The following is a 12,439-nucleotide window of genomic DNA, read 5'->3' on the forward strand; positions in this document are numbered from 1 at the left end:
TTACCCACACTTATTTATATGGGAGTTCATATTTTTTTTGCAAAACAAATATGATACAAATTGTAGCAAAGTAAAAAACCTTTTGTCATTACTGTAAAATCTTGTTTTGCTTTCATAATTTATAATGTTTCTACGTCTATTAAGATCCCTTCATTTGAGAGAAAATTTTCATAAAGGCTTTTTTTATCAAGGTTTATTACAAAGTTTATTATTGTATTTGTCTCATAATTGAACAGATGTAGTTTTGATTGTTGAAGTTTAGAAAATCTGCCTATGTGTTTTAAGAGCAAAGAAAAGAATGTGGCAATATATGCACAAAAATTTGTTTCTGCTACACGAAAGGAGGTCGTAATGGGATTTTTTAATTTTATTAAAACTGTAGGGGAAAAGTTAGGTATTGGGGACCATGAACCAAAAGAAAAAGATTTTAAAAGAGCATTTGATGATTTTCAACTCGGTACAGAAAAAGTCAATATTCAAGTTGAAGACGGTAAAGCTATTTTAAGCGGTGAAGTTCCAGATAGGGAAACACTTGAAAAAGCACTGCTGGTTGTTGGCAATGCACAAGGTATCTCTTCTGTAGATGTTGATCAATTAAAGGTTATAGATACAACGCCTAGAAAAACTTCTCGCTTTTATGAGGTTAAATCTGATGATAATCTTTGGAAAATTGCTGAAGAGGTTTATGGAAAAGGGCAAGGTAATAAAAACACATTTATTTTTGAAGCCAATAAGCCAATGCTAAAATCTCCCGATAAAATTTATCCTGGACAAGTTTTACGTATTCCTGAAATTGACCATAGTTAATTCATCAAAGAGGATAATTTTTTACTGATGGCATTAAACAAAAAATAAAGGAGCGTAAAAAAATTCACGCTCCTTCATTTTATAAAGTGTGTATTTATTGTGTATTTATATAAAAGGAGCTTAGTGAACAAGAGAGGATTTAGAAGGTGATGGTACTTTCATAGCGTTTACAGAGAAATCAACATCAATGGTTCCTGCTTTCTCAAATGTCAATTTTGCGCTAATTTTATCACCTAACTTGAATGGTTTTGAAAGCCCCATAAACATAATATGATCACCGCCAGGCTTAAGCGTGATTTCTCCATTTCCCGGAATTTCAATGCCATTGTGCATTTTTTCCATTTTCATAATATCATTAACGACAGCCATAGAGTGTATCTCTGTTGTTTTTACTCCGTTTGTGGAAATAGAAACCAAACGGTCTGGGGTATTACTGTGATTAATAATATAGAGATAACCGCTACCAACTCTTATACCTTTAGGTGTTTCTCGTGTCCAAGGATTGAGAATTTCTATGTCGCCAAGTTTATATTGCTGAGCACCTGCTGGCAGGGTTATACCAGCAAAGAGAAGAGCACACACGATATTTATGATAACCTTTTTGTATGGATATTGTGTATGGATTATATTCTTAAAGATGAGATTTGTTATTTTCTTAATAATAGATGTCATCATTGATTTACCCTCCTTCATAAGATTCACACTTTGAATATTTTTTTATTTTAGCAGAGCTTTTATTTAAAATAAAAGAAAGAAATACTAAAATGAAATTGATTTGAATATGAGAATAAAAATCATAGAATTATTTGATTTTAAAGGAAGGCAGTAAGGTTTACAACGACAACACACCTCTCAACGCTTCCGTGTTCATCTCATAAATAATATTTGTAAATGGTATAAAATCTATGATGCACTGCTATTTTGCTTAATAAATATAATATAGAACAATCATCAACCACTTTACCAATTTTAATATTATGACAGCTCTTGGCATTTTAAAGCGTTTATACAGAGGCATTTTTATATATTTTCAAAGTTCAAAATTATATAGTATAAGAAAAAACGCTTTAGGTGAGTTTAAAGCATAGATTTCAAATAACCGCAAACAATGAGACCGTTAGAAGGAGAATTTTTGAAAGGAGATCGATGGATAATACCTTTACAGATGTGAGTATTAGATATGATGATTATTTTAGTCCAAGAAAAATTTATAATATTCGTGATATAAATTATTTGCCTTTTAAAAAGCTTTTACGGGAGTATCATTTTATCAATGATGAGAAGATCAAGAGCGAGAGTGCAATCGCTCTTTTATTTTTTTAATTTTTATAGAAAGATATATTTGTTGAGAATTGCAAGAAAAATATATTATGATCTCAAGTCTCTCATAAATATGGTATTTATGGGTCATTAGAGTGCCTATTTTAAAATAAATTTTTTATTTTAGAGATGTTTCTCTCATTATTCTCTTGTAGCAATAAAAGCCTGTTCTTATATACGAGGCAGCAAGGCTTGTTGCGACTTGCAGTTTATTATTATTTATGTTGCTTGAAGCAATATACGGGCTTTAGGTGTTATGAGGAGCTATCTTAAAAAGATGCTTTATGAAGGTTGAGGTAGCTTGCTGAATGGAGATTATAATATGGCAAAAGTAATTGGTATTGATTTGGGGACAACGAACTCTTGTGTGGCTGTTATGGATGGCAAAAACGCAAAAGTTATTGAAAACTCAGAAGGAGCGCGAACAACACCTTCCGTTGTTGCCTTTACTGATGGGGGGGAGCGGCTTGTTGGGCAGCCTGCTAAACGGCAAGCGGTGACAAATCCTGAAGGGACAGTTTTTGCAGTTAAACGTTTGATAGGGCGCCGTTTTGATGACCCTATGGTTGAAAAAGATAAAGCACTTGTGCCTTATAAAATTGTTAAAGGTGACAATGGTGATGCATGGGTTGAAGAAGCGGGAAAGAAATATTCTCCGTCGCAAATTTCAGCTATGATTTTGCAAAAGATGAAGGAAACAGCAGAATCTTATCTTGGTGAAAAAGTTGAACAAGCCGTTATTACGGTTCCTGCTTATTTTAATGATGCGCAACGTCAAGCTACGAAAGACGCGGGTAAAATTGCTGGACTTGAAGTTTTACGGATTATTAATGAGCCAACAGCTGCTGCTTTAGCTTATGGTTTGGACAAAAAAGACGGAAAAACAATAGCAGTTTACGATCTTGGTGGTGGTACATTTGATATTTCAGTTCTTGAAATTGGAGATGGCGTTTTTGAAGTTAAATCAACCAATGGAGATACGTTTTTAGGTGGTGAAGACTTTGATATGCGCCTAGTTGGTTATTTTGCAGATGAATTCAAAAAAGAGCAAGGAATTGATCTGAAAAATGATAAATTAGCTTTACAGCGCTTAAAAGAAGCGGCAGAAAAAGCAAAGATTGAGCTTTCTTCGTCACAGCAAACAGAAATCAATTTACCATTTATCACGGCAGATCAATCAGGTCCCAAGCACTTAACAATGAAATTGACTCGGGCAAAATTTGAATCTCTCGTTGACGATTTAGTGCAGCGTACCATCGAGCCTTGTAAAGCTGCGTTGAAAGATGCTGGATTAAAGGCTGGTGAAATTGACGAAGTTGTTTTAGTAGGTGGTATGACACGTATGCCCAAGATTCAGCAAGTCGTGCAGAGCTTCTTTGGTAAGGATCCACACAAAGGTGTTAATCCTGATGAAGTGGTCGCAATGGGTGCTGCCATCCAAGGAGGTGTATTGCAAGGCGATGTCAAAGACGTGTTGTTGCTAGATGTAACGCCTTTATCTTTGGGTATTGAAACCTTGGGTGGGGTTTTCACACGCCTTATTGAGCGCAATACCACTATCCCAACAAAAAAATCGCAAGTTTTTTCGACAGCTGATGATAACCAGAGTGCTGTGACGATTCGTGTTTTCCAAGGTGAACGGGAAATGGCAAGTGATAATAAGTTATTGGCTCAATTTGATCTTGTTGGTATTCCTCCAGCACCACGTGGTATACCTCAAATTGAAGTTACTTTTGATATCGATGCGAATGGTATTGTTAATGTTTCGGCCAAAGATAAGGGAACAGGTAAAGAGCATCAAATTCGTATTCAGGCATCAGGTGGTTTAAGTGATGCTGATATTGAAAAAATGGTAAAGGATGCAGAAGAGCACGCGGCTGAGGATAAAAAACGCCGTGAAGGTGTTGAAGCTAGAAATCAAGCGGAGGCTCTTATTCATTCAACTGAAAAGTCGCTCAATGAATATGGCGATAAAGTATCAGCTGAAGAAAAGGGACAGATTGAAACAGCAATATCTGATTTGAAATCTGCGCTTGAAGGCAGTGATACGGAAGAAGTAACAACAAAGATGCAAAAATTAGCAGAAGTCAGTATGAAGCTTGGACAGGCTATGTACGAAGCCTCACAAGCAGCGAGCGCTGACACTGAAACAGAGGCAAAGAATGATGATGTTGTTGATGCTGATTTTGAAGAAGTTAATGATAAGAAGAAATAGTGTCAGCATATGTGTTGATTAATTTATAAACCCGGCCTTTGAAATATAAGGCTGGGCTTTATTATTTGAGATAAGTTGCAACTTTGTTGCTAAAAATATAAATTAAAAGCAATATTATCCATAAAGATGGATGACAGAAAAATTATCAGGAATACATGATGAAGGTTGACTATTATGAAATTCTTGGCGTGACTCGCGAATGTGATGATAAAAAGTTGAAATCTGCTTTTCGTAAGTTGGCAATGCAATATCATCCTGATCGCAACGCGGGGGATAAAGAGGCAGAGCGAAAATTCAAAGAAATTGGCGAAGCCTATGAAGTTCTTAAAGATCCTCAGAAGCGTGCTGCTTATGATCGATTTGGCCATGCGGCCTTTGAAAATAGTGGTGGTCAAGGGGGAGCAAATCCCTTTGGCGGTTTTGCTGCTGGTGGTGGATTTGCGGATATTTTCGAAGACTTTTTTGGTGAGATTATGGGAGGGACACACCGTAAGCGTGGTGATAGTCGCGAACGTGGTGCAGATTTGAGTTATAATATGGAAGTGACTTTAGAAGAGGCATTTTCAGGAAAAACTGCAGAAATTAATATTCCCAGTTCCGTCACGTGTGATGTTTGTGAGGGATCAGGAGCGAGAAAGGGCTCTAAGCCGCAAGTTTGTGGAATATGTCATGGATCTGGTCGTGTGCGTGCAGCACAAGGTTTCTTTTCTATTGAGCGAACATGTCCTTCATGTCATGGACGTGGTGAAACTATTACGGATCCATGCCCCAAATGTCAGGGGACACGACGCATAGAGAAAAAACGTTCATTGAGCGTAAATGTTCCAGCTGGTATTGAAGATGGAACGCGTATTCGCCTTTCTGGTGAGGGTGATGCTGGTATTCGTGGTGGCCCCAATGGTGATCTTTATATTTTCCTTTCCATTAAACCGCATGAGTTTTTTCAGCGAGAAGGAGCAGATCTTCACTGTCGCGTTCCTATTTCAATGGTAACAGCTGCTTTAGGAGGAGAGTTTGAAGTTTCCGACCTTGATGGTGTTAAAGCACGCGTTAAGATTCCAGAAGGGACACAAAATGGACGTCAATTCCGCCTTAGAGGCAAAGGTATGCCCATGTTGCGCCGTCAGCAAGCAAGGGGTGATCTTTACATCCATATCACGATTGAGACACCGCAGAAATTAACGCAAGAACAACGTGAATTGTTGCAAAAATTTGAAAAGCTCTCAAATCATGAAAATTCACCGCAATCACATGGTTTTTTTTCACGTATGAAAGAATTTTTTGAAAATATTTCTGGTTAAAATATGTGAATGTTCTCAGAATAATTAGAGAGAGCTGTAGGAAAGTTATTTTCATTAAGTTTTCTATTATCTCATTGTCTTTGAAAAGCATTTTTTCTTGAAAAGAAAAGAGAGAGACAGCTAATTTAGGATAAACTCCTGTTGCTGATAGTTTTTATATTTCATGAGTTTTATGGATAAGTCTTATTTTTGAGTGTCTATGACATTTTAAAAAGGGCTTATCCATATAAGAACGCAATTGAGTGATTGATAATAAATATTGCCAGTGTCATGATAACTGCCTTTATGCATTCAGTATTTTTTGTATTTCTTTTTAAAGGCTCTATAATAAAACTGTAAAATAGGTAGCAGCTTGCCAAGAAACGCTAAATAAGCTGTTAGGCAATCCATCTTATTTCAAATAAAGTATCAACTTCTTATAACCGATTTTATTTTTGGCATTTTTCATAGTTTTAATCACTGCTTCCTTTAAAATAAGGGTTATTTTATTTGGAATAGCTTTTACATGCCTCATCTTAGCTTTTAGCCGTAATCATGTCTTTTTAGATGCGGATTTAGTTTTGTATTTCTGATGTCATAAATACTTCTTCCAGATAATAAAAAACGCTATAATCAAGTTTATTTTGTTCCAAAGAAATTGTGGAATGAGATAATGTGTGTTTAATGCTAAAGAAGACATAACAAAACACGTTTTGAGGTATTCTATGTATCTCTCTTGTAGGGAAACAGATTCGATGGAATTCACTTAATTGAATTTATTGGCATAATAAAAAGTTGGTGGGAAGATAGAGGAAGTTACCTTTAAAAAGAAAAAATAAATACAATAAAAAAATAGCACAATATGCTTAGAAAACAGCACGATATATTATTGAAATTGTTAGTGATATGGAAAGAGAAATTTACGAAATGAATCTTTTTTCATAAAATAACATAATTAAAATAATACATTAAAAGAATTAACAATTCTAAAAAACATTGAATAATTCAAGCATGTATCGCTATGCAGAAAGAAAAACTTAATGACCGATCATGAAAAATGAGAAGTTTTATAAAACCTTACGAAGAGAGTAATCTAAACAATTAAATGCTTTTACGAAGATGCTTTTGAAGAGCTATCACAATATATGGATAAAGTTGCAAAGCCTTTTTTCGATTTTACGATATAAAAAGATAAATTATTATTATAAATCAACTTATTATGATTCTCCATGAGGAGCGTTCAATCGACATTTCCTCATGTTTAATGATTGAGAAAAAGTCAAATTTTTAAAACCAAAGTTATAGTTTATTGGGATAAGCTATAAAGCAGTTGAGTGATTTCTTATCTTAGGAATATGTTAATTTTATTATTATAAGAAACTTTATTTTTATCTTACAAAATCAATGGTTGTATATATTCCTATTCATTGTTAAGTATCCATAGGGATAAAATAATGAGTTGAATGTGCAGCGTAGCTTCAAAATTTTGCTTTTCAATTTTATATATAAGATCATAAAATAATGACGTTTTTTTACGCCTATTTTGTTTAATTTTTCGCTGTCAATTTTTAAAGGAAGTTTTTGTATTTCATTTCGCTATTCCTTTTTCGTAATTTAGAGGAAAATTGACGATTTTCAGGGGGGTGGGTAGAGTAAAGTTTGGTTTTATTGTTTTCACTTTTCCTAAATTTCATTAAGAGATGGTAAAAAGTGATGAGGAGGCTCTATTGATGGATGATGCTAAAAACGGTGATGTAGATGTTTTGGAAAAACAAGCAGCATTTTTATCGTCTGCTTTACCCTATATGCAAAAATATGAAAATGAAACGGTCGTGGTAAAATATGGCGGCCATGCTATGGGTGATCCTGCTTTGGGGCGAGCATTTGCGCGTGATATTGCTCTATTAAAGCAATCGGGGATTAATCCTGTTGTTGTTCATGGTGGTGGGCCTCAAATTGCTGAAATTTTAATGAAAATGGGGATTGAATCGCGATTTGAAAACGGATTACGGGTAACCGATGAGCGGATCGTTGAAGTGGTTGAAATGGTTTTAGCGGGTTCCATAAATAAAGAAATTGTTGCTCTCATCAATGCTGAGGGAGAATGGGCAATAGGATTATGCGGCAAGGATGGCAATATGGTTTTTGCCGAAAAGGCTTATAAAACTGTCATTGATCCTGATTCGCATATTGAACGTGTTTTAGATTTGGGGTTTGTTGGTGAGCCTGTTGAAGTTGACCGCACATTGCTAGATCTTTTAGCATGTTCTGAAATGATACCGGTTCTTGCTCCTGTGGCTCCAGGACGCGATGGTAAAACTTATAATATTAATGCTGATATTTTTGCTGGAGCTATTGCTGGTGCATTAGAGGCTAAACGCCTTTTATTTCTCACTGATGTTCCTGGTGTTTTGGATAACCAGGGTAAACTTTTAAAAGAATTGACAGTTTCTGAAGCTGAGAAATTTATTAAAAATGGGACAATTTCAGGAGGCATGATTCCAAAAGTAGAGACTTGTATAAAAGCCCTTCAAAATGGCGTGGAAGGTGTTGTCATTTTAAATGGTAAAACTCCTCATTCTGTTTTACTAGAGCTGTTTACCGAACAGGGAGTTGGAACGCTTATTGTTTCATAAATTGTGGGGAAAATTGGAAGAGAAAGTTTTTCATGGTGAATCTAAAACAGTTTAAATATCCTTTATTAAGTAAGCCAGAATTGGCAATATTTACTGCGACAATATTGTGGGGCGTTACATTTTTAGTCATTCACATTGCGGTACGCTATAGTGGTCCTCTGTTTTTTGTTGGATTTCGTTTTATTGTTGCATCTCTTATATGTGGGGTAATTTTTTGGCGCTCTATAAAAGGTATAACTGTTTATGAAGTTTTCGCTGGGATGGCGATAGGTTTAGCCATGTTTTTTGGTTATGCTTTTCAAGCAGCTGGACTTCAAACAATTATTAGTAGTCAGTCAGCTTTTATCACAGCGCTTTATGTACCGATGGTTCCAATCTTGCAATGGATTGTTTTTAAAAAACCTCCCCGTTTAGCTTGTTGGATTGGTATTATTTTCGCTTTTATTGGGCTTGTATTTATTTCAGGGCAAAAGCCGGGAAATTTTGATTTTTCAAAAGGCGAAATTTTAACTTTGTTAGGCGCTTTAGCGATTGCTGGAGAAGTCATACTCATCGGAATTTTTGCGAACAAGGTTGATAGTCGGCGTGTAACCATTATTCAGTTATTTTTTAGTGGTTTTTTTTCATTTGCTTGTATGCCTTTGATGGGTGAAAGCATCCCTGAATTTTCGTGGGTGTGGTTTAATATTGGTATAGGATTGGCATTAATGAGTGCCATCATTCAATTAGCTATGAATTGGGCACAAAAGTCTATTTCCCCTACGCGTGCGACACTCATTTACGCAGGTGAACCGGTATGGGCTGGTATTGTTGGGCGTTTGGCTGGCGAACATTTATCTCCCTTAGCTTTATTGGGCGGTTTGCTTATTCTGATTGGGATAATTGTGGCTGAATTACAACCTTCACAATGGCGTAAAAAAAATAAAGCAATTAAAAAAATTGATTAGCTATACATTTTTTTATTATGATTTTATTGCATGAGATTTTTGCTTGTAGAGTTTTCATTTTTGAAGCTTTTTTAATATTAAGATGATTAAGAAGTTCTATAAGTTATTCCAGCTTTTGCATGTATCTGTTTGCCTAACTTCTGAAACGGGAAGACAACCTTTATTGAGCCAAAGCATGAGGTGATATAAAGGTAAAAATTAACGCTCATCTTTACGATCATGTTTAAATTTGGCTTTAACAACTTTCAAAAACATCTACGGTAATGTTTTTGAATAATGAGAATTACGCACTGTCGCACGTTATTTCTTTTGTCCTTTAATAGAGTTACGCTTCTCATGCAAAATAGAACGCCCAAAGTATCCCCATAACAAAGCGTTTTTTAAAAGATAATTTTCTCAATATACATCATATTCATTGACAGTCCGCATGAAGTATAGAAAAACCACAGAGCATTATCATTTTACTTAAAATAAAGGGCACTAGCATTTTCTTTATCAGTTCTCAATATTATGATAGCCTTTGGCATTTGAAAGAGAGAGGCATTTTTACTCATTTCTTAAACGTTTTTATCCATACACTAGCTCTGTTTTATAATGGGGAAGCAAAAAATTTATTGATTCATTATGAGAAGATTTAAAATGAGAGAGGCTCGCGATATTCAGAGTTTTAATTTAAATCGCAAAACAATAAACGATCATTATAAATCAATGTGTTATCCAATGAATCGAAGAGGATTGGTGTGCTTTATGTTTAATGGAGGAAGGAAGGAGTTATATAAAAACATGACTCAATAGAGCATATTTCTAAAGTTTTAAAAATTGAGAAGAAACTCCCGCGATATTCATATTATTTTATATAAGATTACTAAAAAAGAAGATTATTGCGTACAAATAAAAAAGCATTTCTTGCGAATTTATTGCAAGCCTAAGTGATATACACGCCCATCATATAAATATGATAATACATTGATTTATAATTATAATATAGCACTATTCACATTGAATTAGAACCCTGAATACCGTAAAATTTTCTCACGTCAAATCATTTTCATGTTAAATCAATCCAAATCACTTGCTTACACATCACAAGTGGGTGGGGGGCATGTGGGTAAAGACTGTACAAGAAAGGCATATCTCTTATAAACTTTTTCAAGTGTAAAGGATCGTCGTAATATTGGAGGCTGGCAAAGTGTGTGATGGTGCCGGCTTACTACAGATATGAGTTATCAAATAAGATGTGAAAGGATCATTTTAGCACCCTTGGATTTAATTTAGCAAACAAAAGCCTCATTTTTTAGGCTATAAAAAGTTGTGTTTTGAGAAGCTTTTTAGGTTTATATTATTTTGATAGAAGCCGGAACATAATTGGTCTTTGCGTTTTGTATTATTCTTTGCTAAATCGCCTTATATGACAATAGATCGTAATTATATTCGTAATTTTTCCATCGTGGCGCATATTGATCACGGCAAATCAACTTTAGCTGATCGTTTGATTCAAATAACAGGTGGGCTTGATACACGTGAGATGAAAGAACAAGTACTCGATTCCATGGATATTGAGCGTGAACGTGGAATTACTATTAAAGCACAAACGGTACGTTTACACTATAAGGCAAAGAATGGTGAAACCTATATTTTAAATCTTATGGATACACCTGGTCATGTGGATTTTGCTTATGAGGTTTCGCGTTCATTGGCAGCTTGTGAAGGTTCTCTGTTGGTGGTGGATGCAAGCCAAGGCGTAGAGGCGCAGACGTTAGCAAATGTTTATCAAGCCATTGATAATTCCCATGAGTTGGTTGTTGTTCTCAATAAAGTTGATCTTCCAGCAGCAGAACCTGAGCGTGTTAAAGAACAAATTGAAGATGTAATAGGCATTGATACATCTCAAGCAGTAGAAATATCAGCAAAAACAGGTTTGGGTGTTCCTGATGTTTTGGAGGCAATTGTTGCACAATTACCACCTCCACATATAGGCGATGTTGCAAATCCCTTGAAAGCAATGTTGGTTGATAGCTGGTATGATGCATATCTTGGTGTTATTGTTTTGGTACGGGTGATAGATGGTATTTTAAAAAAAGGCCAAACCATTCGTATGATGGGTACAGGAGCAAAATATCCAGTTGAGCGCGTTGGGGTTTTTACACCTAAAATGGTACAGGTTGATGAATTAGGACCGGGCGAGATTGGTTTTATCACTGCTTCTATCAAAGAGGTAGCAGATACACGGGTTGGGGATACGATTACTGAAGAGCGCCGTCCTTGTGAAAATGCTTTACCTGGTTTTAAGCCTGCGCAACCGGTTGTCTTTTGTGGACTTTTTCCAATTGATGCTGCCGATTTTGATGATTTGCGTGCAGCCATGGGCAAATTACGCTTAAATGATGCGAGTTTTTCTTTTGAAATGGAAACATCTGCGGCTTTGGGGTTTGGTTTTCGCTGTGGATTTTTGGGACTTCTGCATCTTGAAATTATTCAAGAGCGATTAGAGCGTGAGTTTAATTTGGATTTAATCGCGACAGCACCTTCGGTTGTTTATCGCATGAATATGAATGATGGTTCTGTTAAAGAGTTGCACAATCCAGCGGATATGCCTGATGTGGTTAAAATTTCTTCCATAGAAGAACCGTGGATTCGGGCGACAATCATGACTCCTGATAATTATCTTGGGTCAATTTTAGAACTATGCCAAGAGCGGCGCGGGGTACAGGTTGGTTTGTCCTATGTTGGAACCCGTGCTATGGTAACGTATGATTTACCACTGAATGAAGTTGTTTTTGATTTTTATGACCGGCTAAAATCAATCTCAAAGGGTTATGCTTCTTTTGATTATCAAATGACAGATTATGCAGAAGGTGATTTAGTTAAAATGTCTATTTTGGTGAATGGAGAGCCTATTGATGCATTATCGATGCTTGTTCACCGCACGATTGCAGAAAAGCGCGGGCGTTCCATGTGTGAAAAACTGAAAGATCTTATTCCCCAGCATATGTTTCAGATTCCAGTTCAAGCGGCTATTGGTGGTAAAGTTATAGCGCGCGAAACGATTCGTGCTTTGCGTAAAGATGTAACAGCGAAATGTTACGGGGGTGATGTTACGCGTAAGCGCAAACTTTTGGAAAAGCAAAAAGAAGGCAAAAAGCGGATGCGCCAATTTGGAAAAGTAGAAATTCCACAATCAGCATTTATTCAAGCGCTCAAAATGAACAAATAATGAAAAAAGGAGTATTTTCT

General features: G+C 35.8%; 8 protein-coding genes. 7 read left to right on the forward strand and 1 reads right to left on the reverse strand.

The window, feature by feature from the left end:
* Positions 1-351: 351 nt before the first annotated feature.
* Positions 352-807, forward strand: a complete 456-nt coding sequence (lysM, locus tag ACFILD_RS06445; protein ID WP_375664908.1) for a peptidoglycan-binding protein LysM — start codon at positions 352-354, stop codon at positions 805-807.
* Between the two features lie 120 nt (positions 808-927).
* Here the strand turns inward: lysM and ACFILD_RS06450 are convergent, their stop codons facing one another.
* Positions 928-1,482 carry a copper chaperone PCu(A)C gene (locus tag ACFILD_RS06450; protein WP_273790231.1) on the reverse strand — a complete coding sequence of 185 codons (555 nt, stop codon included), beginning with the start codon at positions 1,480-1,482 and terminating at the stop codon, positions 928-930.
* Between the two features lie 471 nt (positions 1,483-1,953).
* Between ACFILD_RS06450 and ACFILD_RS06455 the strand changes: the two genes are divergently transcribed.
* The 6 genes from ACFILD_RS06455 to lepA all read left to right on the forward strand — a co-directional run bounded on the left by ACFILD_RS06455 (position 1,954) and on the right by lepA (position 12,419).
* On the forward strand, positions 1,954-2,130 hold the full coding sequence (locus ACFILD_RS06455; RefSeq protein WP_375664909.1) for a hypothetical protein: 177 nt from the start codon (positions 1,954-1,956) through the stop codon (positions 2,128-2,130).
* 319 nt (positions 2,131-2,449) lie between these two features.
* Positions 2,450-4,342 carry a molecular chaperone DnaK gene (dnaK, locus tag ACFILD_RS06460; protein WP_273790233.1) on the forward strand — a complete coding sequence of 631 codons (1,893 nt, stop codon included), beginning with the start codon at positions 2,450-2,452 and terminating at the stop codon, positions 4,340-4,342.
* A 158-nt stretch (positions 4,343-4,500) separates the two neighbouring features.
* Positions 4,501-5,643, forward strand: coding sequence for a molecular chaperone DnaJ (gene dnaJ / locus ACFILD_RS06465; protein WP_273790234.1), 1,143 nt, complete (start codon positions 4,501-4,503; stop codon positions 5,641-5,643).
* Positions 5,644-7,352: 1,709 nt separating this feature from the next.
* Complete coding sequence (gene argB / locus ACFILD_RS06470) at positions 7,353-8,258, forward strand: acetylglutamate kinase (protein WP_273790235.1); 906 nt, start codon at positions 7,353-7,355, stop codon at positions 8,256-8,258.
* Between the two features lie 32 nt (positions 8,259-8,290).
* Complete coding sequence (locus tag ACFILD_RS06475; protein WP_273790236.1) at positions 8,291-9,205, forward strand: DMT family transporter; 915 nt, start codon at positions 8,291-8,293, stop codon at positions 9,203-9,205.
* A 1,408-nt stretch (positions 9,206-10,613) separates the two neighbouring features.
* A complete protein-coding gene (gene lepA, locus ACFILD_RS06480) occupies positions 10,614-12,419 on the forward strand; it encodes a translation elongation factor 4 (protein WP_375643000.1) in 1,806 nt (601 codons plus the stop codon).
* Positions 12,420-12,439 lie beyond the last annotated feature (20 nt).

The sequence above is a fragment of the Bartonella sp. CL162QHHD genome (genome assembly GCF_042195435.1).
Classification (GTDB): domain Bacteria; phylum Pseudomonadota; class Alphaproteobacteria; order Rhizobiales; family Rhizobiaceae; genus Bartonella.

Bases quoted from the DNA above. Each gene is read 5' to 3' on its own strand.
- dnaK (WP_273790233.1), top strand. From the start codon at position 2,450: ATGGCAAAAGTAATTGGTATTGATTTGGGGACAACGAACTCTTGTGTG.
- ACFILD_RS06455 (WP_375664909.1), top strand. From the start codon at position 1,954: ATGGATAATACCTTTACAGATGTGAGTATTAGATATGATGATTATTTT.
- ACFILD_RS06450 (WP_273790231.1), bottom strand. From the start codon at position 1,482: ATGATGACATCTATTATTAAGAAAATAACAAATCTCATCTTTAAGAAT.
- lysM (WP_375664908.1), top strand. From the start codon at position 352: ATGGGATTTTTTAATTTTATTAAAACTGTAGGGGAAAAGTTAGGTATT.
- dnaJ (WP_273790234.1), top strand. From the start codon at position 4,501: ATGAAGGTTGACTATTATGAAATTCTTGGCGTGACTCGCGAATGTGAT.
- lepA (WP_375643000.1), top strand. From the start codon at position 10,614: ATGACAATAGATCGTAATTATATTCGTAATTTTTCCATCGTGGCGCAT.
- ACFILD_RS06475 (WP_273790236.1), top strand. From the start codon at position 8,291: ATGGTGAATCTAAAACAGTTTAAATATCCTTTATTAAGTAAGCCAGAA.
- argB (WP_273790235.1), top strand. From the start codon at position 7,353: ATGGATGATGCTAAAAACGGTGATGTAGATGTTTTGGAAAAACAAGCA.